Here is a 25,780-nt window from a genome sequence, read left to right as displayed (position 1 = left end):
ATACTCTAAATAACAGATAACTTCGACTTGCTTTTTCACATAGGATTATATAAAATGCAAGAAAGGGCTTTGACTCTTTGAAAGGAGTGTATTTATGGAACAGGGTGTATTTAAGATTGGTCCCATTCGTCCACCTAGCGAAGCAAACAGTTTGTTACTTCGTGTAACGGAAAACTGCCCATGGAATAAATGCAAGTTTTGTATGCTTTATAAGAAAAATGATTTTCACACTAGGCCTGTGGCAGAGGTGAAAAAAGATATCGATTATATGGCAGAGTATCGAGATAGAATTCTGGCCCACCAACACAATGGGGAATATGATATGGAAGCAATTCAGCGGGAATATCAGGCTTTGCCCAGCGACGAGGCAAGGATGTGCTATCAAATGGTGTTCACCTGGTTGACCGAGGGGGATAAGCAGGCTATTTTCTTGCAGGATGCAAATACAATGGTTTTGCGCCCTGATTGGTTGATTGAAATCGTTCGCTATGTGAGACAGCGTTTGCCAGAAATTCAAAGAATCACATCTTATGGCAGAGCAAATACCTTGGCACGCATTTCTGAGGAGGACTTCAAATGCTTGCGAGAGGCAGGGTTAGATCGCATTCATTCTGGCTACGAATCGGGCTCCGATAAGGTTTTGGAGATGATTGCAAAGGGTGCAACGCAAGAGGATGAAATCGTGGGGGGTAAAAAAGTGAAGGAGGCAGGCATTGAGCTTTCCATTTACTTTATGCCTGGTGTAGGCGGAAAGGCTTTATCTGGTGAAAATGCCATTGAAACGGCAAAGGTAATCAACGAAGTAGATCCGGATTTTGTACGCCTGCGTACCTTTGTTTTAAGAAGTGGATCGCTGATGGAGGAACTGAGGGATGCAGGAACCTACCAGGAGCAAAGGGATATTGACAAATTGTTGGAAATTAGAAAATTGCTTGCCCATGTGGATCCCAAAAAGGCTCATGGTAAAATTACCAGCGACCATATCATTAACCTATTACAAGAAGTAACGGGCTATATGGATAAAGATTTGCCTTGGATGTTGGAATACATTGACTCTTACTTGGCACTTCCGGAGTTACAACAAAAGAAGTATCAATTGGCAAGACGTATGGGGTTCCCCTTGGACTGGAACTATCTATACCGAATGCAGCCAACTGATCAAACTCGCATCGAGGATATGGCAAAAAATATCGTTGATGAAAAGGAATGGGAGGCTTTGCTTCACCGTTTCACTGACCGTTATATCTAAGGAGATGAAGAAATGGATAAAGAAACGCTGTTTACCACGGTGATACCCATCATATTGGTGATTTGCATTGTTGTCTACAATATGTACAAAATGCAAAAGAACTTAAAGAACATGAAAAATGGTTGCAGTGGTGGTTGTAGCGGTTGTGCCCATAGTGCAAGTTGCAATAAACCAGAAAAAAAAGATGAAAAATAAAAAGGAGACTAATCTCCTTTTTTTATTTACTATCAAAAAATCACTTGTTCATATGCAATATTGAATAAATGAGACTTGGAGTTTTTATGCACTATGCTTTAGTAATATAAAAAATTACACAGAAAAAAGAGAGTTTTCCAAGGATTAGGTAAAATTTGGTAAAAAAGACCAGGTTTCTTCAACTTTAGGTGAAAGAGCAAAAAAAGCCCCCTATGTTTAAAATCCAATGGGGGCATCAGCTTTATTCTTCTAAAGTGCTTGTTTTTTGTTGTTGTTCGTGCTCTGTGCGATAACGGCTCATTAAACCGTGGAATAAATCCATAGCTGTGGGTGGCGTAAAGCTGATTGCGTTGGCTCCAGCCTGTATGGTTTCCTTGATACTTTCCCTAGTTGGGCCACCTGTTGCAATAATGGGAACATGGGGGTAATTTTTGCGAATGGCACGGATTACGTCAGGGGTGCGGCCCGCCGCTGATACGTTCAGGATGCTTGTTCCTGCTGCCAGTCTGCCTTCAATATCGCTATTTTCGTCCAAAACTGTAACAATAATAGGTATGTCTACAATTTCATGAATATGTTGAATAACGGAATTACTGGTAGGTGCATTTACTACCACACCCATGGCTCCTAATGCTTCTGCATCTTTTGCTAACATTACAACACGAGGTCCTGTTGTTGTGCCACCGCCAACCCCACAAAAAACAGGAATGCTAGAGGCAGAAACGATTGCGTCTGCAATAATTTGCTGAGGTGTAAAAGGATATACTGCCAAAACTGCGTCGGCATTACAGTTACGGATAATCGCAATGTCGGTTGAAAAGATCAATGATTTAATACGTTTTCCCCAAATTACAATGCCACTGGCACTCCAAATTTCTTCAGGCATGGTAACGATATGTTTTCTCAGTCTACTGTCAATACGGGGGATGTTTTTTTCAGCCATACTCTATCTCCTTTCACATGAAAAAGGTAAAAAAACTTTATAAAAAGTTGTAATAATTATACAATTATCAAGCTGGTTTGTCAAGAAAAGCTTGTGCAATGTGGAAGATTTTGTAATCATTTGTCGGTTTGTCAAACAAGAGTCAAGCCTTGACATTATTGGAATTTCCCACTAAACTACTAATGTAGGAATATTTTAGCATTTTCTGGAGGATGATTCTATTTTGGGAACCGTAATAGGTTTAGCCATGTCCGTACTTTTGAATATTTCACTGCTGGCCATATTTTGGCGCATGAATGAAGTGAAAAAACGTGCAATCATTACAGAAGAAGGCATCCGCATGATGGTGGATGCTGGTGGTAATAATGGCAGTATTGATGAAACAGAAAAAGAAATGATCAACAATATTTTTGAGCTTAGCAATACTTCTGTGGGAGAAATTGCAACCCACCGAACGGATATTGTTGCCGTTGCTCTTGATGCCACTTTTTTAGAGATAATGAAGGTGATTTCTGAGGAAAAATATTCGCGCATTGTTGTTTATGAAGAAAATATCGATAATATTATCGGTCTATTTCATGTAAAAGATGTGGTAAAATATTTTCTGTCCCAGGAGCATGAGAAAAAAGGTTTTGATTTAAAGGATATACTGAAAAAACCGTATTTTGTGCCTTTTTCTAAAAAAACAGATGAACTTTTTCAAGAAATGCAAAGAGACAAAGTACATATGGCAATTGTCATTGATGAGTATGGTGGAACCGCAGGTTTGGTTACCATGGAAGACTTGATTGAAGAAATTGTAGGGAATATATTCGATGAGTATGACCTTGAGGAAGAAGAAGATATTTTCGTCATTGATAAAAATACCTATCGAATCAATGGTACAACAGATTTAACGGATGTTGCAGATTTACTGCAAATCACCTTTGAAGATGAGCAGGACTATGATACTTTGGGCGGATATCTCATCGGTCGTTTGGGTAGAATTCCGGAAGATGGAGAAAAACCTGAAATTATCGTGGAAAATTGGCTGTTTCGCATTGAAAGTATTGAGGAAAAGCGAATCGAAAAGGTTTTGGCTTTGGGTTTAGAAAGCCCGGAGACGGTAAATACTGAAAAAGAATAGAATTTATTATGAAAAACACAGGAGGGGTAAAAATGTTAGATAAAAAAGTAATTGAGCTCTTAAATAATCAGGTAAACAAAGAATTTTTCTCTGCATATTTGTATCTGGATTTTGCAAACTTCTATGAATCCAAGGGTTTAGAGGGTTTTGCAAACTGGTATAAAATCCAAGCACAAGAAGAAAGAGATCATGCAATGCTCTTCTATCAGTATTTGCATAATAATAATCAGCATGTGGAATTCCAGGCTATTGATAAGCCCGACATCCATATGGAAACATTGATGGACCCCTTAAAAGCAGCATTAGCCCATGAGGAATATGTTACGGATTTGATCCATAAGATTTATGCAGCAGCCCAGCAAGTGAACGATTTTAGAACCACACAGTTTTTGGATTGGTTCGTAAAAGAGCAGGGCGAAGAAGAAACAAATGCAAATAACTTAATCACAAAGATGGAATTATTTGGAAGCGATCCTAAGGGTCTGTACATGTTAGATAACGAATTAAAGGCAAGGGTTTATGCAGCTCCCTCCTTGGTTTTATAATACAATTAAAAATTACCTGCTAAAATACAACTCATCAGCCTACACAAAGAATAAAATCAAGCCTAGGCTATCTCGCCTTTTGAGAGGGTCATTTTAATCTGGTTGAAAGGGTTGCTATAACGGAATACTGCTAAGCGTATACAGACAATGTATACGCTTTTGTATTAACAGACAGAATAAGTCTAAATGCTATGCAGTTTGGGCGGTTCCGGTGACTGTTCCCATGTTTTTGCTCACCAAAAATTTTGTCCTGCCATATTGTGAAAGAAAAAGAATGGTGAGGTTGTGGCTATGGATGAGAAAAACATGAATGGAGTAGAAACCAGTGAGGAAATGATCATTCCGTTACCATTAACGGAGGATGAGCTGGCAGGGCTAAGGGAAGAAGCCTTAACAATGGAGGGTAGTGCCGATTTAATTCGCCGTTTATTACCAGAAATCAATATTATCCCTAATGTAAAGGACACATTGATCCCCATAATTCCTGGGATCACCCTTTATAGTTACCTTAGATTTTTCAATGCATTTCCATCTGTACCTGCGGTAGATATCTATGTAAATGGAAAAAGAGTTGCCTCTGATTTAAAGTACAGATTTTTTACCGACTATTATAAGACTTTTCCCGGATATTATCGTATTCAAGTTTTTGAGGCGGGAACAACGCAAACACCTCTTTTGGTTACATTTATCAGCTTAATTGGCTATCGTATTTATACTGCAGCAATTACAGGTACGGGGGAAGAAGCGGGATTGGAATTAATCAATGACAGTATTCGCCCCCTGCCTAGAAGAAGTTCATTTTTGAGGTTTGTACAACTATCTGCAACTGCACCGGTGATGGATGCGTATCTGGATGATAGCCTTGTGTTGGCAGAAATTGATTTTAGAGAGGTAAGCCGTTATTTAACAACTTCTCCTGGCAGCCATAATTTAAAAATGAGAGACTATATAAGTGGGGGTGTTTTGGTAGAAGAGCCAGATGTGAATTTAGATGGTGGCAGTGCTTATACCGTTTATGTCATTGGAGATATGAATGATAGGGTTGGTCTACAAATTTTGGTCGTACAAGAAGGGATTACTTTTTTGAACTTTTAATTGTATTTTTTTCTGAAATAGCTAGTAGTAATTGGGAATGTTTGTTATAATACGAACAAAGGTAAAAGCAAATACGGAACAAAAGGAGTATGCTATGTTACTTAAAGGAAAAACTGTGGTTTTAGGCGTTACGGGGAGCATTGCGGCGTACAAAATGGCTAATGTAGCAAGTATGCTGGTAAAAATGGAATGTGACGTTCATGTGATTATGACGGAAAACGCAACTCATTTTATTACCCCCATTACCTTTGAAACTCTAACTGGCAATAAATGCCTGGTGGACACTTTTGATAGGAATTTTCAATTTCATGTTGCCCATATCTCTTTGGCTAAAAAGGCTGATGCATTTTTGATTGCGCCTGCCTCTGCCAATGTGATTGGAAAATTGGCTTGTGGAATTGCTGACGATATGTTAACAACAACAGCCATGGCTTGTAATGCAAAAAAGATCATTGCACCAACCATGAATACCAATATGTACCACAATCCTATTTTGCAAGATAATTTAAAGAAGCTCGAAGCTTTTGGTTATGAGGTGATTCAACCTGAAAGTGGTATGCTAGCTTGCAGAGATAGTGGGGATGGTAAGTTACCAAAGGAAGAAGTGCTGGTTGCCCATATCCTGCGAGAAATCGCCTATGAAAAGGACTTGGCGGGGCAAAAAGTCATTATTACTGCCGGACCTACCCAAGAAAGCATTGACCCGGTAAGATACATTACAAACCATTCAACAGGAAAAATGGGCTATGAGCTAGCTAAAGCTGCCATGCTTCGTGGGGCAGAAGTTACATTGGTTAGTGGTGTGACTTCGTTGGAGAAACCTGCGTTTGTAAAATATATTCAAGTAAAAAGTGCAGCTGATATGTTTGAGGCTATGCGGGATCATTTCTTAGAAAATGATATCATCATCAAGTCTGCGGCAGTGGCAGATTATAAGCCTAAAACTGTAGCAGATGATAAGATGAAGAAAAAAGACGGGGAAATGAGTATCGAGCTGGATCGCACACAGGACATTTTAAAGTATATGGGTGAACACCGAAGGGCAGGACAATTTTTCTGTGGATTTTCTATGGAAACCCAGAATATGCTGGAAAATTCCAGAATAAAGCTGGAAAAAAAGAATATCGATATGATCGTTGCCAACAACTTAAAGGTTGCTGGTAGCGGCTTTGGAACGGATACGAATGTCGTAACTATGATTTCCAAGGAGGAAGAGGTTCAGCTTGAGCTTCTGACAAAAGAAATGGTTGCTCATAAGATTATTGATGAAATCCTGAAATTAAAGGGTTGATGAAAAGGCGTATCCCTAAAAAGAGATGCGCCTTTTTGTAATTTGTAGGCAGAACTAATTTTAGTTCGTTGATTATTTTTTATTCGTGAGCGCTTAACCTAGATTCGGATGGGGGATTTGAATCTAAGCCTTAAGCCCATTAAGTCAAAGAGTTTGTGGGCAAAAGGTTAGAAGCGAGGTAACACAAAAGGGGTATCCAAGGGTTTCATTACAGAGGACTGTAGTGTAAGAGTGAGATGAAAATATAGGAGGGCATAGAGATGGACGCTCTAAGTGGCATTATTGCTTCAAACCTAAGAAAAATCCGTAGGGATAAAAAACTAAGCCTAGATAACGTTGCAGATATGACAGGGGTAAGTAAAAGTATGTTGGGTCAAATTGAAAGAGGAGAGTCTAGTCCTACAGTGGCCACTTTATCCAAAATTGCGTCGGGATTACATACATCACTGACTGGTCTTTTAGAAGATGACGAAAGACCAATGAAGATAATCAATAAAGAAGATTTGAGCCCTTTATTCAGCAACCATGGACACTTTAGGCTTTATCCCTTTTTCCCATATGATGATAATAAAAGATTCGAAATTTTTGTGGTGGAGCTTGATACTGGGTCTCTGTCAGAATCTCTGCCCAGAGAGGATGGTGTAGAGACCTATATGATGGTCTTTTCGGGCTCTATACAGCTGAAGATAATGGATAAAAAATTTCTATTGCAAGAAGGTTGTGCTATGAGGTTTGATGCAAATCAACCCCATATGTACAAAAATATCGGAGAGGGAACAGCGAAAATCTGTCAGTTGATGTACTATAAAAAATAAATGGCTTTATCAAAATCACTGCAGGAATGAATGGTAGATTTAAACATGAGCCTTTTCTTTAGCTGGGTTCATTGACTGACATCTGTTTTTATGATAAAATTTACTAAATAATGGGTAATTTTGGTTTGAGCGAATATAATAAGAGGGGACATATTCTAATCTGAATTGGGGTGATAAAATGGGAAAAAAAAGACTGAAAAATTTCATTACAATTTTTTGTGTGGCGGCATTGTTATTAAGCGGCTGTGGTCCTTCATCTGCTTCCTTTGAGCAGGGCAATACAGGCCGATTTCCTATTGAGCTTTACTCTGAAAAAGATACCCATACCCTAGAGGAAGCCTTAGCAGAACCTATGGTTCCCTTGGCAGGAGACCCAAAAGCAGCTATTTTTCAAGCACCTCAGGCTGCAGGTAAGGTGGTTTATACCAGTAGCGGGAGCAAAGAAGTCACCATTGACGCCTCAAATACAGCAGAGGGCTACGTTATGGTTAAGTATAGCGGCGATGCCTCTGAAAAGTTAAAAGTGATTTTAACTGGCCCTAGCGGCGTTAAATATACCTATAATCTAAGCAACAAAGGAAATTATGAAACATTTATCCTTTCCGATGGCAGTGGGCAATATTCCATAGGGGTTTACAAAAATATCTCGGGAACAAAATACAGCACTTTGTTTACAAAGAGTTTTAAGGTTACCTTGACCAACGAGTTTGCACCATTTTTACGTCCAAATCAATATGTAAATTACAACGATAAAAGCCAAGTTGTTGGTGTGGCAGCCTCCTTGGTTTCTAGCTGCAAAAACGACATTGAAAAAGTAGAAAAAATCTATGACTATGTAATCAAAAATATAACTTACGACAAACAAAAGGCACAAACAGTACAAAGTGGTTATGTTCCAGTGGTTGATGAAGTTTTGAAAGGGAAAAAAGGCATCTGCTTTGATTATGCCGCCGTAATGGCCTCCATGTTAAGAAGCCAGGGTATCCCCACAAAGCTAGTAACAGGCTATACCGGTTCGGTGTATCATGCTTGGATTTCCACCTATACCGATGAAACCGGCTGGGTAGAGGGAATTATTTTCTTTGATGGAACGACTTGGCGACTGATGGATCCTACTTTTGCTTCTACTGGTAACTCCAGTGACACAATTATGAAATACATTGGCGATGGTAAGAACTATCAAGAAAAATATCTATATTAAGTTTATAACAGGAAGAAAGACGAAACCGCTGAAATTCAGCGGTTCGTCGTGTATACGGGGGTATGTTATGAAGCAGAGCTATTGGTCAAACGAGGATCTTTCAGCATTTTGCCTTGAATTTGCACTACTTTTAAAAACAGGCATGTCTGTGGGTGAGGGTTTTCTAATCCTTTCAGAAAATGAAAGGGACCCAAAGAAAAGGGATTTTTTATATTCCCTATACGAAAAAACAGTCCAAAGTTATTCTGTACATGAAACAATGGTGGAAGCAGGTGTGTTTCCACCCTATATGCTAAGGTTCATTTATATTGGCGAGGAGACGGGACATTTGGAAGAGTGCTTTGCTTCTCTATCTGGTTATTTTGACCACAAAATCAGAACCACCAAATTATTAAAAGAAACGGTTATGTTTCCTGTAGTGTTATTTGTGCTGATGTTAGCAGTTGTGACAGTGTTATTGATAGAGGTTTTGCCTATATTTCAAAATGTTTTTGTCCAATTGGGAGGAACATTGCCGCCTGTGGCGTTGTTCTTCTTAAACATTGGTTTTTCTATGAAAAAAGGTCGTTACATTTTTTTGGGGATTTTTGTTGCCGTGGGTATTATGTTGGTATTGGTCTTGGTTAATTCCAACCTGCACCAAAAGGCGATTTCTTATTTTCAAGGGGTATTTTCAAAGAGAAAAATTGGCTTACTTTCTGCAAAAGCTCATTTTGCCTCTGCCTTGTCCATGACAATTAGCAGTGGCTTAGATACAAATCGTGCCTTAGAAATTGCCGAGGATTTTTGTGCCGATTCCATCCTGAAAGAAAAAATTAGGGCTTGTAGGATTAACACACAGCAGGGTATGGCTTTTGCCGAAGCAGTAGAACAAGAGGGGCTAATAAATTCCATGTATTGCCGCATGCTAGCTGTGGGAATCAAAAGTGGTAATCTGGACGAGGTTTTAAGTGAAATTGCAAGAAGAACGGAGGAAGATGCCGTTTGGGCTTTCACAAAGGCAGCCTCTATGGTAGAGCCCATTGTTGTTATTTCTTTATCGGTGTTGGTTGGTATTTTGCTTCTTTCTGTGATGTTTCCCTTAGTGGGGATTATGAGTTCCTTAGGATAAGGGGTGAACATGTTGAAAAACGGTTGGGATTTTTTAAAAGAATATGGATTGCCACTTTGCCTATTTATTGTGGTTGGTGTATTTACAATCTATGGGCTAAATCAGGCAAAGGTTGCCCAAGGGGAGGAGGCTCTTCGTGTTGCCAAAGAGAGTATATTGCATGGTACTATCCGCTGTTATGCCTTAGAGGGGGTTTATCCGCCAAATTATGCGTATTTAAAAGAAAACTATGGTGTTCAGGTGAATGAGGACAAATACGCCATTTTTTATGATATTTTTGCATCAAACATGATGCCAGAAATTACTGTAGTTGAGAAGTGAGGGGCAAAGGATGAAAAAAAATACCCGATTTCTAGAAACCATCCCCAGTTTAATGCTGTTTTTTTTGTTTTTGGCTTGCTTGCTTGCGACGCTTCTGGCAGGAGCCAAGGTTTATCAAGGTGTTTCTTCCGTTTTGGATGAACAATATTCAACAACCACTTGCATAAACTACCTAACGGCCAAGGTTCGCCATTATGATCAGCAGGGTGACATTGAACCAAGAAAAATAGGAGATACGAATGCCCTTGCCCTATATGAAAGCTATGATGGACAGGAATTTGTAACCTACATTTACGCCTTTGATGGGTATTTGATGGAGTTGTTTTGTAGTGCAGAGGGAGAATTTCTTCCGGAAGATGGGCAGCAGATTATGCTCATTGATAGTTTAGAAGTAACCATGGAAAACGGGATGGTATCCATTTACTGCAAACGATTAGAGGAAGATGCTTTTACAGTTTTGGCTTTGCATAGTGTAGAGAAGGGGGCGGTTTCATGAGTTATCGTTCAAAAACCCCTTTGTTTCTTATGGAAATGGTGATTATGTTATTGGTGTTTGCAATTTCTGCTGGTATTTGCCTAAAAATATTTGTAGAGGGCAAAAGAATTTCCCAGGAAAGTTACCAACTGGATAAGGCCTGTATGCAGGCACAAATGGTAGCGGAATATTGGCAAAGGACAAAGGGAAACATCAAAGATACCGCTGAGCTTTTACAAGCGGAAGGAAATGGTTCAGAGCTGTTCCTTTACTTTGACGAGAATTGGAATCGAGCGGAAGCGAAGGAAAAATTTTCCTTATCTGTTATCATTCAGGATGCCACCGCAAAAATTATTGTATTTGATGGTGATCAGGAGATTTTCTCCATCCTTTCAGAGGCGGTGATGTTTGGTGCGTGATCAAAGGGGTTCTAAAATTAGTGTGGGAATTACCTCACTAGTGGTAATCCTTACGGTACTTTGTTTTACAATTTTTTCCGTTTTGACCTTATCTACTGCCATTTTTGAAAGGAATTTATCCCAAAAATCAGCAGAAGCACTAAAAAATTATTATGAGGCTGAAACATATTGCAGTCAGATTGCCAACAGCCTAGGTAAGATTTGGGAAGAAAAAGGGGATATTAGTGAATTAAAGACTTTCGCCATAGAAAACAATCTGCATTGTCAATTGGAAGAAAATGAGATATACTTTTCATATCAGTGCCCTATTGATGAAAGACAGGCTCTTTTTGTGGAGATTTCAGTGGGTGAAACTTTTGAGATACAACGCTGGAGTGTTCAGGCTACCAAAGAATGGGTGGCAGATCAGAGCTTACACATATGGGACGGAGAAAGTATTGAATAATGTTGGGAGGCAAGTATGCTTTCATTTTTAGAAGTTTTGAGGCAGTCAATGGAGCTGGGGGCTTCCGATATTTTTGTTGTTGCTGGTAAGCCCCTATCCTATAAAAAAGGAAAAACGATTTATCAATTGAACGATGAAAAGGTTATGCCCGATTATTCTATGCAATTGGTAGAAGAGGCATATGGGCTGGCGAATAGAGAACTGGGTCGTCTCATGGAGGAAGGCGATGATGATTTTGCCATTTCTGTGCCAAATTTGACAAGGCTCAGGGTGAATTGCTATAAGCAAAGGGGTTCTGTGGCAGCAGTCCTACGTATTGTGGCATATGGTATTCCAGATTACAGTGCAATCGGTATTCCTGAAGAAGTTATGAATCTGGCAAACAAACAAAAAGGGTTGGTTCTTGTTACAGGCTCTGCCGGCAATGGAAAATCCACAACCCTGGCCTGTATTTTGCAAAGAATCAACGAAATGAGAAGTAGTCATATCATTACCTTGGAGGATCCCATTGAGTTTTTATATCGAAATAAAAAATCCATTGTAAGTCAGCGTGAAATTGGGTTGGACACTAAGAATTTTGTTACTGCTTTGCGTTCAAGCCTGAGGCAATCGCCAGATGTGATTTTAGTGGGGGAAATGAGAGATCATGAAACCATTCAAATTGCTATGACAGCTGCGGAAACAGGGCATTTAATCATGTCTACGTTACATACAGTGGGGGCGGTTAATACCATAGACCGAATTATCGATATTTTTCCTCCCAATCAACAGCAGCAGGTTCGAGTGCAGTTATCCATGGCACTAAAAACTGTGGTTTCTCAGCAGTTGGTACCAACGGTAGATGGAGGATTGGCTCCGGTTTTTGAAGTTATGCATGTAAACAATGCGGTGCGCAATATGATACGAGAGTCTAAGGTTTATCAAATTGAATCTGTGATTGGTATGTCTGGAGGGGAGGGCATGGTTTCTATGGATAATAGTCTGTTTGAGTTAGCCTCAAAAGGGCGCATAACCATTGATACGGCCTTGCAATATGCTCTGCACTCTGAACTTCTGGAGAAGCGCCTGAAAGGAAATTTAAGGAGGTAAGGAATAAAGTAAAGGGCGTTACGTCCCTTACTGATTTTAGTTTGTGCTGTTATTTTGAATATTCTCTCGCCCCATTGGGAACGATTTTCTACCTTATAATAGGGTGAATCAATTTAAACCAGCGAAAAGCGATACTATTTCAGGGGAGGAAGGTAATGGTTTGTCAGATGCTAGTAGGCAGTTAATTTTCATCAATTGCACAGGATTAGCCTGATATTTTTCACGGATTCCCGTTACTGGAACTTGATTCCATTAGCCTTTGCTTTTAGAGAAGGAACATTGATTATTATTTTAAATTATACTTATGACAACCAAAGTTCATCCGTCGATAGTATCTTTCTAGAGCAAGAGAATACTATGAATTAATCCAAATCCCATAGCATTTTTTAATAGGTACTATATCAAAGATAAGGAAATGTTAGGGAGTCTGATGGATTTCCAAGAGGAAAGCTTTGCTGATGAACAAAAAAATGAATATGCCAGAGGGACAATTGGAATATAAATCTTATCTGTGTATGCAGCCCTTGTTTTGAATCCCACTTATGACATTTTTTCTAAAACAAAGAAGAAATAGAGGAGATACTTAGGCCTATAAAAGAGTCTAGCATCATTTCTAGCCAATATATGCCAACTGTTGCAGATAAAATTTAAACCCTCTTTCCTTGCACCGTTGGTGAAAGAAGGGATTATCGTTTTGTTGTGAAAGGACTTTAGTGCATGATAGCAGAAGGAAAAACAATCTAACGACACGACATTGTTTCTCACCACCTTTCTTATTTTGGGGAGTGAGAAATAAGGGGTAGCGTAAAAACAACGATAAAGCACGTTTTTAATGGGTGGGTTTTATATTTAAGCTGACCATAAAGTATATATAAAATTGAATCAAGTAAATTTGGGCGTGAAATCATTTCCGCTTTGTGTGAGAAAGAAAAGGATGAGGCCAGTGAATGAGGAATTTAGAGTAACAATGTTTGGAGAGTTTACAATTGAGCATGGGGAAAGCGTAATATCCGACCAATCCAACCGTTCTAAAAAGGTATGGACTTTGTTGGAGTATATTATTGTTCATAGAAAGCGTTTTGTCTCCCAGGATGAGTTAATAGAATTGCTCTGGTCAGATAGTAACTCCCGAGACCCCATTAACACTTTGAAGGTTTTAATGCACCGAGTACGTACTACGTTGGAAGACTTGGATTTTGAAGACAGTAGACGCATGATATTATATCGAAATGGTGCTTATGGTTGGAACCAAGATTTTAACTGTGTGACTGACGTTGATGAATTCCAAAGGCTGATTTACGAAAGTGATTTGGAGACGGAGGACGATGCAAGAAGAATTGCATTGCTATTGCAAGCAGAAAACTTATATCAGGGTCATTTTTTAAATAAAAAAGCTTCAGAGCCTTGGGTTATCCCAATCTCCAATTATTATCGTACCCTATATAATCGTGTGGTATTGGATTTGGCAAAAATCCTTTATGAGCACAAAAAGTTTGAACAGCTTTCTTCAGTTTGTCAGAAGGCCATACTTTTTGAGCCTTATGAAGAACAATTGTATATTTACCTAATTCAGGTTTTAATCTGTACAGGCCATCTGGAAAAGGCACTGGATTTGTACCATCATGTGACGGAATTGTTCATGAGAGAGTTGGGAGTAACCCCTTCGGAGGAGCTTTTGGCTTTATACAAAGATGTGGTTAAAACCATCAAAACTCCTGAATTGAACTTAAGCGTGATTAAAAATAAATTGGATGAATGTAAAGAAAATATTGGATGTGTTTTTTGCGAGTACGAATTTTTTAAACTTGTTTATCGCTTGGAGTCAAGAAGTATTGGTAGAACTGGGGATACGTCATTTTTGTGCTTAATATCCGTTGTAGACAGAAACACTGTGGGCATTCCTTCCCGTAGAGTTTTGAATAGAGCTATGGATGCCTTGAAGACGACGATTCAATTTAATATTCGTAGTGGGGACGTTTTCACGAGATATAGCGTAAACCAATACTTAATTTTATTACCCTATACAACAAGTGATTCAGCCAATATGGTTGCCCAAAGACTTCTAAAAATATATCGTAAAGAATTCCCAAATATCTCCATCATACTAAAGTATTCCACCCAAGAGATTTCACCAAAGACGGATCGCTTGATGGAAGGCTGAAAAAAGTATGGACATAAAGTGAATACATTATATATCCTTCTTTTCGAATTAGATCAAATAATATTTCAATATAAACGATGATAGGTGAAATTCCTCAAAAATATAATAAACATGAAAACAAAATACCTATTACACCATTTAATAAAACGAAGCATCTGCCAAAGGAAAAGTGCAGATGCTTCGTTTTATTGAATAAAGGTGATGGACAGATATGGTGTAAATTTTCGTTGGGCTGATTATTCTTCCACCATACGGTATCCAACCCCAACTTCCGTAAAAATATATTCAGGGGCGGCAGGATTTTTTTCCAACTTTCGGCGGATGTTTGCCATATTTACCCTTAGAATCTGGTTATCTTTTAATGCATAAGGCCCCCACAGTTCAGTGATGATATTGTCATATGTCAAAACACGGCCAGCAGATTTGGCTAAAAGACATACAATTTTGTATTCGATTTGAGTGAGATGAACTTCATTTCCATCAATGGTTACCAGCCTCTTAGGGAAATCAATTTTCAGCCCTTTCACAGTAAAAACGCTATCGGATGCACCAGAGCGGATGTTTGTGCTGTGGCGAATAGCAGTACGAATACGGGCCAACAGCTCAGATGTACCAAACGGCTTGACGATATAATCGTCTGCGCCAATATCTAGGGCCTCCACTTTATCGCTTTCATCAACACGAGCAGAAACAACGATCACAGGGGTAGAGCTCCAAGTTCTCAGGTGTTTTAAGATGGTGATTCCATCTACATCCGGCAAACCTAAATCCAACAATACCAAGTCAGGGCAATGAGAAGGAATCATTGATAAGGCCTCTTGTCCGTTTCTTGCAGAAAGTACTGAGTAATCGTTGGATTTTAATGTTGTCTCTATAAAGTTGCTGATAGGTTCTTCATCTTCAACAATTAGTATTTTTGCTTTCATAGTCATAACAAAGATCTCCTTTCATAGGTAATACAAAGGTAAAGCTTGCGCCACCGCAGGAATGATTTTTTGCAGCTATTCTGCCGTTGTGGGCAAGGATAATTGTCTTGCAAATGGAAAGGCCAATGCCTAAGCCGCGGTTAGAATCGGCGGAGATAGACCCGCTTTTACCTTCAAAAATAGTGGAAAGTCTGGCGGGGTCAATGCCCTTACCATAGTCAGTAACGGTAAAGATGGCCTCATTTTCGTCTCTGGAAACTTTTAGCCTTATGGGTAGTGAGGTTCCAGAGTGGCGAATGGCATTTTCCAGGAGGTTTATCAAAACTTGCTCAATTAAGGTTGCATCCATTGGTACAATTAATAACTCGTCAGGAACGGATACATGGATGGTGGAATTAGGAAACCTCTTATGTATTCTGGAAACAGATTCAGCCACGATTTCTTCCACAATTTCATCTTGTTTTTTAACTTTTGCATGCTCACTGCTGATTTTAGTAATGGAGAGCAAATTTTCAACCATATGAATCAACCATTGAGCATCGTGATGAATATCGCTTAGCAATTGGTCGAAGATGGCTTCTTCCAGTTTATCTTTGTTCTCCTGTAAGGTAGTGCTGGCACCTAAAATGCAGGTGAGGGGTGTGCGTAAATCGTGAGAAACAGCCCGAAGTAGATTGCTTCGCATTTTTTCTTTTTCTTTCTCCAAAAGAATAAGCTGAGCCTTTTCCTCAATGGCTTGTCGTTCTAAAGCTAAAATGGTTTGCGAAACCATAATGTTTGAGAATTTATAGGTATCGAATAAAACGTCATCGGGCTTTTCAAATAAAAGGCCAATCACACCATAAACCTTAGTCTCTGTGGAAATAGGGATATAAGTACCCTTGCAGTTTTGTACTTTTGGTTCTAAAACAATGCCAGTGATTTCATTCTTTGCAAATGAATCTATGGCGATTTGTACTTCCAATGGGCTTTCAAAAATCAGCTCATCCTGGGCTTGCATGGTTTTTGTGAGCTTAATTTGAGGATTACTGGGATTGCCCAGATATGCAACCACACTGCATTGATTGGACTCGAAAAAATAATCAAGGGTAATTTTCATTATTTTATTCAGGGTGTTTGCGGATAAAAGGGCGTTGCTCATTTCCGTCAAATTTTCTGCGCGCCGTTCACGGTTGGCAGATAAAATGGCGGCTTTTTTTACTCTTGTGGTTAATGCACTGGTTAATACCGACATCAAAAGTAGTAATGCAAAGGTTACGGGATACCCTGCCATAGAGAAATTGATGGCAAAATATGGGTAGGTGAAGAAAAAGTTAACGGCTACAACCCCTCCCACAGAGGAAAGGATTCCCCAAATAAAGCCACTGGTTATGACAGATGTTACTGCAACAGCAAGCATATATACCCCAAAGATATTATCGCTAATTACGTTCATTTCAACGACACACAAGGCAAATGAGGTTGCTATAAGGAAAACTAAAATAGTTTTGAATAGGTCATATAATATTTCACTTGGTGAAAGTTTCACCCTTTTTAATTGTCGTAAAAAATCTTTCATTGTACTCCCTCTCAGAAAAAAATGTATATCGACTCTATTATACACTCTTTTGTAGTAAGTGGAAATGCTTTGTATGGAAATCTATAAAAATGTTTTTTACAAAATTCTGAGCGGTATCATTGCAAAGCAAAGGATTGTTTGTTATAATTGATAACAAATTTTATCTAAGAAAAATTTTATCTAAAAAGGAGTATATTACAAATGAAAACACCATTTGTTTCTTTAGAACAGGCAAAAAAAATAATAGAACAATACCCAACGCCTTTTCATCTTTATGATGAAAAAGGGATACGTGAAAATGCTCGCTTGGTGAATCGTGCTTTTTCTTGGAACAAAGGGTTTAAAGAATACTTTGCAGTTAAGGCAACGCCCACCCCAGGCATCTTGCAGGTTTTAAAAGAAGAAGGCTGCGGTGCAGATTGCTCATCCTATACAGAGTTGAAAATGGCCGAAGCCGTTGGTTTTGCTGGTGAAGATATTATGTTTTCGTCCAATATGACTCCTGCTGAAGATTTTGTTTTGGCAAGTGAGTTGGGTTCCATTATTAATTTTGACGATTTTACCCATATTGCTTTTTTTGAAAAATTAGCTGAAATACCCGAAACTGTTTGTTGCAGATACAATCCTGGTGGCGTTTTTCAGGTTGCCAACGAAATTATGGACAACCCAGGCGACGCCAAATATGGTATGACAAAAGACCAAATGAAGGAGGCTTTTCGCATTTTAAAACAAAAGGGTGCGAAACACTTTGGTATTCACTCTTTCTTAGCCAGCAGTACCAGCTCCAATACCTACTATCCAATGCTCGCAAAGATTTTATTTGAGTTGGCTGTCGAATTAAAAAAAGAATTAGATATTCATATTGCCTTTATCAATCTTTCTGGTGGCGTTGGTGTTCCATATGGCCCCGACGAAACTCCCTGCGACATTATGACAATTGGCGAAGGTGTTAGACTGGCTTATGAAGAAATTTTGGAGCCGGAAGGCATGGGTGACGTAGCCATTTTCACCGAAATGGGACGTTATATGTTGGCACCCTACGGAAGCCTGATTGCAACTGCCATTCATGCAAAACATATCTATAAAGAGTATGTTGGTTTAGACGCTTGTGCGGCAAACTTAATGCGTCCTGCAATGTATGGTGCCTATCATCATCTTACAATTTTGGGGAAAGAGGATAAACCCTGTGACCACACTTATGATGTGGTAGGTGGCCTTTGTGAAAACAACGATAAGTTTGCTGTGGACCGTATGCTGCCGGAAATTGAAATCGGCGACATTGTTTATATCCATGATACGGGTGCTCATGGCCATTCCATGGGATACAACTATAACGGCAAATTACGCTCTGCTGAACTTCTTTTAAAAGAAAATGGGGAAGTGGCGTTGATGCGGCGAGCAGAAACGCCTGAAGATTATTTTGCCACATTTGATTTTACAGGGCTTTTCAAAAAGTAATCTATATTCAAATTTGAAGTTTTGCGGTAACTACATGGGTGGTTGCCGCTTTTTTATTTAGACCTTTTTTGAAGTGAATTTTTATCTATCTAAAGCAAAAATACGATCCATTAAGCCTGGTTTTTAAAAAAATGCTTGAACAAATAGAGAGGCTGAATGGGTTTGAGGTCTTGAATAATTGGGGATTTTTGGTCAATCAAAAGGGCTTATCCTCTTTTACAAGAGGATAAGCCCTAAATTCTAAAATTCAAATGAAAATGATATGGTAATTCTATTTCAAGTATGTGTGCATATATTCGTCACGAATTTCTTGGGGAACTAAGCTGCCCCCTGTTGCCCAAGGCACATGAATTGCGTTGCCCATTTTCTCAGTTAATCCCATTTTTTTGATATAACATTTGCTTTCCTCATCTTTCATGAGCTGGATTGGCCCCCAGAAAGATGCACAGGCAGAAGGCTCTAAGAAGATATCTTCGGTATTTAGAATGTCTCGCATCAAGTCGTAGATATGATAATCTTCCAAAGTTAGAATGCCGGATAACAGGGGAGTCATCACCTGACCAACAAAGCCGGAGGGTCGGCCAACAGCCAGACCATCAGCGTGGGTTTGCCCGCTTAGACCAAAGTCTTGGACGCAAACGTGGTTTTGCAAGCCGGAAGCCATGCCTACCAGCATACAAGGTGCTTGGGTCGGTTCTACAAAAAATACATGAACAGTATCACCAAATAGTTGCTTTAAGCCAAATGCAACGCCACCTGGTGCCCCGCCTACGCCACAAGGAATATATACAAACAGGGGATGGTCATCATCAATTAGGATGCCTTGTGCTTCAAATTGCTTTTTGATTCGGTTGGCAGCAACGGCATAACCTAAAAATAGGGTGACAGAGTTTTCATCATCTACGAAGTAGCTTGTTGGGTCTGCATCGGAGTTTTCACGTCCAACTTCAACGGCCTTGCTATAGTCATCTTCATATTCTATCACTTCCGCGCCTCGTTTGCGTAGGAGGTCTTTTTTCCACTTCTTTGCATCGGCAGACATATGAACAATGACATGAAACCCTAGAGCTGCACTCATAATGCCAATGCTCATGCCAAGGTTGCCGGTAGATCCAACTTGGATTTTAAATTTCCGAAAGAATGTTTTGAACTGGTCAGAGGCAAAGATACTATAATCGTCACTTTCTTTGAGTAGGCCGTGTTCCAGTGCCAAGTCTTCTGCGTGTTTCAGTACTTCATAAATTCCGCCTCTGGCTTTGATGGAGCCGGAAATAGCAAGGTGGCTATCCTGTTTCAAGAAAAGTCTTCCAGGAATGGTGGTGGCATATTCTTCTTCCAACTTTGTCTTCATGGTTGCAATTTCTTTCAGTTCAGATTCAATCAAGCCATTTTCTGCAGCAGTTTCGGGAAACACTTTTAAAATAAAAGGTGCGAAACGAGCCAAACGTGCTTCCGCTTCATCAATATCTTTGATAGATAGGTTGATTTTAGAAAGCCCCTTTGCGGCAGTCTCTAAGTTTTCATTGATCCACACCACTTCTTTGCCTTCGCCAACTTTTTTTAATAAGTTTTTGCACTGAATTTGGTTCCACAGTTCTTGTTTCATGCATATTCCCTCCAGTGTATTGTTTGTTTTTGCTAAAGATAACCCATATTTATCCTTTCATCCTATCATATTGCATGAAAGTCTGCAAGAGGGTCTACATTTAGTTGAAACCTTATTTTTCTTACTATATATTGCATAGATTTTTTATTTATAGTATACTAAACCTATTATTTTAAAGGGGGAAAGAGGGCATGGAAAGGGTAAGGCAGCTGGTTTCTGGGGTAATTGCGGGTATGTTGGTTGGCATTGGCGGTACTGCTTTTCTTTCCTTGGAAAACCCCATTGTTGGTAGTTCGTTATTTGCCATTGGGCTATTTACTATCGTTGGTTTTCAGTTGCAGCTTTTTACGGGGAAAATCGGTTATCTTATTTTTGAAAAGTCGGTTTATTTCATTGAACTTGGCATTACCTGGTTGGGCAATTTGATTGGAACATACATATTGGCTTGGATGATTCGACATACAAGGCTTTATACAGGTATCTCTGAAAAAGTAGCAGGGATTTCAGCACTAAAACTTGGTGATTCGTTGTTGAGCATTTTTTTCTTGGCAATTCTTTGTGGCTTGTTGATGTTTATCGCAGTAGATCTTTACCGAAATATGCAAGGGTCCATGCTGAAATGTATTGCCATTTTTGTCCCCGTAATGGTTTTTATTCTAAGTGGATTTGAACACGTAATTGCGAATATGTTTTATTTTAGCCTAGCAAATGCATGGGATGCTCATACGGTAGTTTCTATTATAATTACCACAATAGGGAACAGTTTGGGTGGATTGCTGATTCCCGCATATTTAAAGCTCTTTCGTTTAAGATAAGATAGATAGATGCTCTTTCCAAGTGAATACTAGAAAGGGCTTTTATTTTTATTAATTTATAGATAGGATATATTTTGCCAAAGGCCTAATGATAGAAAGAACAATAGACTTTGCGTGAAAGGAAATGATATAAGTAAAGGTTAATCTTTTTAACACTTTACTTTTCAAATATAGTTTAATATTTTAATTGTTTATTTTAGTTAAAATTAAGGAGCCTTTATGTACGAATATAATGAAATCATAAATAAACTAATACTTTGGTATCAATCGAATGCAAGGGATTTACCTTGGCGTAAAACGAAAAATCCCTATCATATTTGGCTATCGGAAATCATGCTACAACAAACCAGGGTGGAGGCGGTCAAACCCTACTTCCAGCGTTTTATCCATACTTTACCAACCATTGAAGCCTTGGCGAATGCCGATGAAGAAACGATTTTGAAGTTATGGGAGGGGTTGGGTTATTATAGCCGGGTAAGAAACCTGCAAAAGGCTGCACAAACAGTGGTAGGAGAATATGGAGGAAATCTGCCTGCCGACTATTTTGCCTTGCGTAAGCTGAAGGGAATAGGCCCTTATACGGCAGGGGCCATTGCATCCATTGCTTTTTCTTTGCCCCATGCTGCCGTGGATGGCAATGTACTTCGGGTTATGTCACGCTTGGCAGCAGATCCCAGAGACATTACTTTGCCCGCCACAAAAACAGCCTGGGAGGAAGAACTTACATCGGTAATGCCAAAGGGTGAGGAGGGAACCTTTACCCAGGCACTGATGGAGCTTGGGGCCACAGTTTGCTTGCCCAATGGAATGCCAAAATGCCAGGGTTGCCCCGTGAGGGAGCATTGTCAAGCTTACAAAAAAAATGTGGTTTTGCAATACCCAGTGAAAAGCCCGAAAAAGCAACGAACTAAGGAATACCTTTCGGTTTTCTTTTTGGTGGATCAAGGCAACATTGCCATTAGCAAGCGGGGTGAAAAAGGGCTTCTTTCTGCCTTATGGCAGTTGCCCAATTGTGATAGGGAAAAAGCAGTGCCAGTTGCCCTTCGGGATTGGGGCATTATCAACGGTGAAATAAAAAGGATGAAAGGCCAAAAGCATATTTTTACCCATATCGAATGGCATATGGATTGCTATTTTGTTGCAGTTAAGGAAAAGGAAGGTCATACGTTTTTGTGGCTCGATAGACATCAAATAGAGAAAGAATATGCCTTACCCTCAGCTTTTAAAAAAATTTGGCAAGAGGGCTGTGAAACTTTGGAGGAAGAAATAAAATGAATATTTTACAATCAGTTGGGACCTATCAGCCGTATACTATGGAAGAGGGCAAGGAAAGACAAATCATTTTGGAGCTATTGGAGCAAAAAGGCGAGAATATTTTATTCCGTACTTCTCAACTTGTCCATGCTACCGCAACGGCTATGGTTTTTAATGAAAAAAAAGATAAGGTTTTAATGGTGAGGCATAATATTTTTGGCACATGGGCTTGTGTTGGTGGCCATGCAGATGGTGAGGCAGACTTACTTTGTGTTGCCAAAAAGGAATTGCAGGAAGAGACGGGGGTTTTCGCAGCCATACCTATTACAGAAGAAATTGTTTCATTAGATATTCTTCTGGTAGCAGGGCATTATAAAAAAGGAGAATATGTTCCAAATCATCTCCATGTCAACGCCACCTATGCATTCAAAGCATCAGAAAATGAAAAATTAATCATTAAGGAAGATGAAAATTCCGCTGTGGCATGGATACCTATTGATGAAATTAGTAACTACTGTCAGGAACAGGAATTTGTAAAGGTATACAAAAAAATTATCAAAAAAATTATTTATTGATAATTATTATCAATTGATTTTTTTTCATTTCCTTAGTACAATAGTATGAGATGTTAATTCCATAAGAATTGGGTGAAGCGAACTATGGATAACAATGAAACTGTTAGAATAGCAAAAAACGAAGATGTAGAAGGCTTTTATCGCCTTTGGCAAATCTGTTTTGGAGATAGCGATAGTTTTTGCAACTGGTTGTTCCAAAAAAGGTTTGTCCCCAACTGGTCTGTATGTTTGGAAAAATATGGAGAAATAGTTAGTGCCATGCAAGCAGTGCCATATACAATAGGCGTTCGGGGTAAAGATTTACCAGGTGCCATGCTTTGTGGTGTTTCAACCCACCCTGATCATAGAAAAAAGGGGTATATGCGTAGGATTTTTACGAAAGAAATGAACCTACTGAGTAATAAGGGTGTGCTGTTAGCAGTACATACCCCTGCGGTTTTAGAAAGCTATTTTGCCTATGGGCATTTCCCCGTGGCTGATGCTGTATATATTCAGGGCAAAAGCGGTGGGGGAGTACAAAAAGAAGTTCATTATTTCCATCACACACAATGGGAGGAATTATTTCCCATTTATGAAAGAAATATTGCTGAGAAGTATAGCGGTGCCTTAAAACGTACAAAAGCCGAATTTTTGCGAAAAGGTGATGATTATGCCTCAGACGGCGGCAAATGCATTGTTTTAAAAGAGGATGAAATACAAGGCTATGCCTTTGTTTACCTAATGGAAAACAAGCTGGTTTGCCCGGAGGCCGTGGCAAAGGAAGGCTATTACAATAAATTATTGGAAGAAATCGTTGCAGCTGCCAATGGCAGGGAAGTTGCCATTAAGTTACCCCCTGATTTGGAGATTGCACCTAAGTTTGGAAAAAAAACACTTCAGCAAAAAGGCGTGGCTGGTGTTTGCAATATAAGTGGAATATTAAAAAAATTAGAAATACATTGTCCATACAAAGTTGAAGTTTTTGATGAAATGGTATCTGAAAACAATGGTATTTTTAGCTTTGATGGAAAGAAAGCCCAAGGTCAAGCAGCGATAAAGATAGCAGCAGGACATTTTTTGGGTGTTTTAATGGGTTATGTTTCATTGGATGAGGTAAGTCAATTTGTCACAATCTATAGTCAAGATGGATTTGACTATATAAATGGGGCATTACCAAAATGTAAATGTTATATTATAGATGAATATTAAAATTGGAGGCAATCTTATGCCAGAGACGCAGTGTATGAATAAAAATGATATAGAAAATAAAAATCAAATAAAAGACACAAATTCAGTGTTTCAATTCAAACCCTTTACTTTAGATAAAAAGCCTTTGATTGAAAGTTATACAAAGCCTTGGGGTGCAGAATGTTCTGACCTGTCCTTCACGAACCTATTCATTTGGGGTACCGATGGGAAAATGGAGTATGCAGAAAAGGATGACGTGCTTTACATTAAATTAGACTTCAAACGAGTTCCCGTTTATTTTTGGGCACCGATTCCTAAGGCTGGTGTGCAGGTAAATTACCGTAAAGCTGTATATGATGCCATAGATTATATGAGGAAGCTTGGGGTTGAGCCTACGTTCCGCTCTGTATCCTCTCCTTTTTATGAGATGATGCAAAAGGCTTGTCCAGAGTTGTTTATTTTACCAACAGATATAGCGTGGGATTATGTCTATGAACGGGAAAAACTAGAAACATTGAAAGGGAAAAAGCTCCACGGAAAAAGGAATCATATTAATAAATTCCTTTCCCTTTACCCCGATTTTGAATATCAAAAATTAGATTCATCCATGATTGATGACTGCGTTGCTCTTTACGACCAGTGGATTGAAGATAAGGAAGAAGCAAGTGCAGAATATATGGAAGAAAGAGCATCGGTATTATTGGCTCTTAACAATATGGATGAGCTGGGATTGGTTGGTGGTGCCCTCTTTGTGGATGGTAAGCTTGTTGCATTCACCCTTGGGGAGAGATTGCAACCCAATATGCAGCTGGTGCATATTGAAAAGGCAGATGCCTCTTATGAAGGTGTATATCCTATGATTAATCAACAGTACATTAAAAATGAATGTATGGATGTTGCATTAGTCAATCGGGAGGAAGATATGGGTATTGAGGGAATGCGTAAAGCGAAACGTGCGTATTACCCAGTCAAGATGATCGAAAAATATATGTTTAGCCCAAGGGACCTTTCCCAAGCAAAGGGAATTTGGGGTCAGGAATGATAGACTTTAGCAGCACCCATTTGTGGTGCTGTTTTTTTATGGGGATTTACCTTTGATAAAAGGGATAAGGTTTGCAAGAATTAGGAATGTGAAATGAAAGGACCCATAAGAATTTTCTAATGCCGTTGAAGGGTGATTTTGCTTTTATTCAAAAAGACTGAAAGGAAATGTAGTGGGGAGCAAGGGAAATTTGTTTGTCTTAATCCTCTTTCTTTTTACATATCTTAAAAAAGGAGGTGAAGAGAAATGAGCATAATAGAGGCAATCAAGCAATTGGTTTTAGAATTGGGAGCGGGGGGGATTTTCGTTGCAACCGCTTTAGAATATGGATGTTTCCCCGTTTCCAGTGAAATCTTACTTCCATTTATTGGATATGTGGTAGCGTTGAATGGGTATAGTTTGTTTTACACCATATTAATTGCAACTTTTGGGGGTATGATTGGCACAACAGCCTGCTATTTGATAGGTAGGCTTGGAGGCAGAATGTTTGAAAAGCTGGCTTGTCGGTTTGAAAGCATTGCCCTTGGTGTAGGAAAAGCACAAAGTATTTTTGAAAAATATGGAAAAGAATCGGTATTTTTTGCCAGGCTTTTTCCTATTGCCCGTACATATATCTCTTTTCCTGCTGGGTTGGCAAAGATGTCGGCAGCACCATTTATGATTTATACGGCAATTGGCGTCTTTATATGGAATACTGCTTTAATTAGTGCGGGATATTTTTTGGGTAGCCATTGGGATGTTTGCAAGGAATTTTTGAATTTATATCAGTGGCAGATATCCGCAGGGGTGTGCCTAGTTGTTTTTGTTTTTGTCATGGTTAGAAACCGATCCCGCAGCAAAAGGCATTAAATATAAAGAAAAAAGCACCGTAGCCATCTTTTCTGCGGTGCTTTTTGAT

26 protein-coding genes are annotated in these 25,780 nt (G+C 39.2%); 22 read left to right on the top strand and 4 right to left on the bottom strand.

The genetic code is table 11. The features are described 5' to 3' along the window. Positions 1–94 precede the first annotated feature (94 nt). Positions 95–1,249, top strand: a complete 1,155-nt coding sequence (locus tag ABVZ64_RS00360; protein WP_352399073.1) for a radical SAM protein — start codon at positions 95–97, stop codon at positions 1,247–1,249. A 12-nt stretch (positions 1,250–1,261) separates the two neighbouring features. Continuing rightward, positions 1,262–1,444, top strand: coding sequence for a FeoB-associated Cys-rich membrane protein (locus ABVZ64_RS00355; RefSeq protein WP_352399072.1), 183 nt, complete (start codon positions 1,262–1,264; stop codon positions 1,442–1,444). Between the two features lie 241 nt (positions 1,445–1,685). Here ABVZ64_RS00355 and ABVZ64_RS00350 read toward each other — a convergent pair whose 3' ends face one another. Then, positions 1,686–2,387, bottom strand: a complete 702-nt coding sequence (locus ABVZ64_RS00350; protein WP_352399071.1) for a hydrolase — start codon at positions 2,385–2,387, stop codon at positions 1,686–1,688. A 223-nt stretch (positions 2,388–2,610) separates the two neighbouring features. Here ABVZ64_RS00350 and ABVZ64_RS00345 point away from each other — a divergent pair, with 223 nt between their 5' ends. The 13 genes from ABVZ64_RS00345 to ABVZ64_RS00285 all read left to right on the top strand — a co-directional run bounded on the left by ABVZ64_RS00345 (position 2,611) and on the right by ABVZ64_RS00285 (position 14,481). After that, positions 2,611–3,513: a hemolysin family protein gene (locus ABVZ64_RS00345; RefSeq protein WP_352399070.1), complete on the top strand. Its 903-nt coding sequence runs from the start codon at positions 2,611–2,613 to the stop codon at positions 3,511–3,513. A gap of 32 nt (positions 3,514–3,545) precedes the next feature. Next, the gene (locus ABVZ64_RS00340) at positions 3,546–4,058 is read left to right on the top strand and encodes a ferritin (RefSeq protein WP_352399069.1); all 513 of its coding nucleotides are present in this window, start codon (positions 3,546–3,548) and stop codon (positions 4,056–4,058) included. Positions 4,059–4,349: 291 nt separating this feature from the next. Further along, positions 4,350–5,153 (top strand): DUF4397 domain-containing protein, encoded by an 804-nt coding sequence (locus tag ABVZ64_RS00335; RefSeq protein WP_352399068.1) that lies wholly within the window; start codon positions 4,350–4,352, stop codon positions 5,151–5,153. A 94-nt stretch (positions 5,154–5,247) separates the two neighbouring features. Beyond that, positions 5,248–6,444: a bifunctional phosphopantothenoylcysteine decarboxylase/phosphopantothenate--cysteine ligase CoaBC gene (gene coaBC / locus ABVZ64_RS00330; protein WP_352399067.1), complete on the top strand. Its 1,197-nt coding sequence runs from the start codon at positions 5,248–5,250 to the stop codon at positions 6,442–6,444. Between the two features lie 260 nt (positions 6,445–6,704). Next, positions 6,705–7,259 carry a helix-turn-helix domain-containing protein gene (locus tag ABVZ64_RS00325; RefSeq protein ID WP_352399066.1) on the top strand — a complete coding sequence of 185 codons (555 nt, stop codon included), beginning with the start codon at positions 6,705–6,707 and terminating at the stop codon, positions 7,257–7,259. A 178-nt stretch (positions 7,260–7,437) separates the two neighbouring features. Further along, positions 7,438–8,460 (top strand): transglutaminase-like domain-containing protein, encoded by a 1,023-nt coding sequence (locus tag ABVZ64_RS00320; protein ID WP_352399065.1) that lies wholly within the window; start codon positions 7,438–7,440, stop codon positions 8,458–8,460. Positions 8,461–8,527: 67 nt separating this feature from the next. After that, on the top strand, positions 8,528–9,571 hold the full coding sequence (locus ABVZ64_RS00315; RefSeq protein ID WP_352399064.1) for a type II secretion system F family protein: 1,044 nt from the start codon (positions 8,528–8,530) through the stop codon (positions 9,569–9,571). A 9-nt stretch (positions 9,572–9,580) separates the two neighbouring features. Further along, a complete protein-coding gene (locus ABVZ64_RS00310; RefSeq protein ID WP_352399063.1) occupies positions 9,581–9,892 on the top strand; it encodes a hypothetical protein in 312 nt (103 codons plus the stop codon). Between the two features lie 10 nt (positions 9,893–9,902). Then, positions 9,903–10,388 carry a DUF4860 domain-containing protein gene (locus ABVZ64_RS00305; protein ID WP_352399062.1) on the top strand — a complete coding sequence of 162 codons (486 nt, stop codon included), beginning with the start codon at positions 9,903–9,905 and terminating at the stop codon, positions 10,386–10,388. Continuing rightward, the gene (locus ABVZ64_RS00300) at positions 10,385–10,786 is read left to right on the top strand and encodes a hypothetical protein (RefSeq protein ID WP_352399061.1); all 402 of its coding nucleotides are present in this window, start codon (positions 10,385–10,387) and stop codon (positions 10,784–10,786) included. The genes ABVZ64_RS00305 and ABVZ64_RS00300 overlap by 4 nt, the downstream gene beginning before the upstream one ends. Beyond that, positions 10,779–11,231, top strand: a complete 453-nt coding sequence (locus tag ABVZ64_RS00295) for a hypothetical protein (RefSeq protein WP_352399060.1) — start codon at positions 10,779–10,781, stop codon at positions 11,229–11,231. The genes ABVZ64_RS00300 and ABVZ64_RS00295 overlap by 8 nt, the downstream gene beginning before the upstream one ends. Positions 11,232–11,246: 15 nt before the next feature. Beyond that, positions 11,247–12,320 carry a type IV pilus twitching motility protein PilT gene (locus ABVZ64_RS00290; RefSeq protein ID WP_352399059.1) on the top strand — a complete coding sequence of 358 codons (1,074 nt, stop codon included), beginning with the start codon at positions 11,247–11,249 and terminating at the stop codon, positions 12,318–12,320. Positions 12,321–13,263: 943 nt separating this feature from the next. Next, positions 13,264–14,481, top strand: a complete 1,218-nt coding sequence (locus tag ABVZ64_RS00285; protein WP_352399058.1) for an AfsR/SARP family transcriptional regulator — start codon at positions 13,264–13,266, stop codon at positions 14,479–14,481. Between the two features lie 236 nt (positions 14,482–14,717). Here ABVZ64_RS00285 and ABVZ64_RS00280 read toward each other — a convergent pair whose 3' ends face one another. Continuing rightward, positions 14,718–15,413 carry a response regulator gene (locus ABVZ64_RS00280; protein ID WP_352399057.1) on the bottom strand — a complete coding sequence of 232 codons (696 nt, stop codon included), beginning with the start codon at positions 15,411–15,413 and terminating at the stop codon, positions 14,718–14,720. After that, entirely contained in the window at positions 15,382–16,965 is a 1,584-nt protein-coding gene (locus ABVZ64_RS00275) for an ATP-binding protein (RefSeq protein ID WP_352399056.1), read from the bottom strand. The genes ABVZ64_RS00280 and ABVZ64_RS00275 overlap by 32 nt, the downstream gene beginning before the upstream one ends. 201 nt (positions 16,966–17,166) lie before the next feature. Between ABVZ64_RS00275 and ABVZ64_RS00270 the strand changes: the two genes are divergently transcribed. Beyond that, the gene (locus tag ABVZ64_RS00270; RefSeq protein ID WP_352399055.1) at positions 17,167–18,423 is read left to right on the top strand and encodes a diaminopimelate decarboxylase family protein; all 1,257 of its coding nucleotides are present in this window, start codon (positions 17,167–17,169) and stop codon (positions 18,421–18,423) included. A gap of 271 nt (positions 18,424–18,694) precedes the next feature. On the opposite strand, the gene dsdA is transcribed toward ABVZ64_RS00270, so the two are convergent. Then, positions 18,695–20,029, bottom strand: coding sequence for a D-serine ammonia-lyase (gene dsdA, locus ABVZ64_RS00265; RefSeq protein WP_352399054.1), 1,335 nt, complete (start codon positions 20,027–20,029; stop codon positions 18,695–18,697). Between the two features lie 191 nt (positions 20,030–20,220). On the opposite strand from dsdA, the gene ABVZ64_RS00260 reads away from it, so the two are divergent. From ABVZ64_RS00260 to ABVZ64_RS00235, 6 genes are all read left to right on the top strand, one after another. Next, on the top strand, positions 20,221–20,844 hold the full coding sequence (locus tag ABVZ64_RS00260) for a formate/nitrite transporter family protein (protein ID WP_352399053.1): 624 nt from the start codon (positions 20,221–20,223) through the stop codon (positions 20,842–20,844). Positions 20,845–21,063: 219 nt separating this feature from the next. Further along, the gene (gene mutY / locus ABVZ64_RS00255; protein WP_352399052.1) at positions 21,064–22,119 is read left to right on the top strand and encodes an A/G-specific adenine glycosylase; all 1,056 of its coding nucleotides are present in this window, start codon (positions 21,064–21,066) and stop codon (positions 22,117–22,119) included. Next, positions 22,116–22,673, top strand: coding sequence for an NUDIX hydrolase (locus ABVZ64_RS00250; RefSeq protein WP_352399051.1), 558 nt, complete (start codon positions 22,116–22,118; stop codon positions 22,671–22,673). The genes mutY and ABVZ64_RS00250 overlap by 4 nt, the downstream gene beginning before the upstream one ends. Before the next feature lie 84 nt (positions 22,674–22,757). Further along, positions 22,758–23,861 (top strand): GNAT family N-acetyltransferase, encoded by a 1,104-nt coding sequence (locus ABVZ64_RS00245; protein ID WP_352399050.1) that lies wholly within the window; start codon positions 22,758–22,760, stop codon positions 23,859–23,861. A gap of 16 nt (positions 23,862–23,877) precedes the next feature. After that, the gene (locus tag ABVZ64_RS00240; protein WP_352399049.1) at positions 23,878–24,882 is read left to right on the top strand and encodes a DUF2156 domain-containing protein; all 1,005 of its coding nucleotides are present in this window, start codon (positions 23,878–23,880) and stop codon (positions 24,880–24,882) included. A gap of 246 nt (positions 24,883–25,128) precedes the next feature. Next, the gene (locus tag ABVZ64_RS00235) at positions 25,129–25,731 is read left to right on the top strand and encodes a DedA family protein (RefSeq protein ID WP_352399048.1); all 603 of its coding nucleotides are present in this window, start codon (positions 25,129–25,131) and stop codon (positions 25,729–25,731) included. Positions 25,732–25,780: the final 49 nt, after the last annotated feature.

This window comes from Anaerotignum sp., from assembly GCF_040307045.1.
Classification (GTDB): Bacteria; Bacillota; Clostridia; order Lachnospirales; family Anaerotignaceae; genus Chakrabartyella.
The sequence above is the reverse complement of the archived record's forward strand: the minus strand, read 5'-3'. Positions and strand labels throughout refer to the sequence as shown.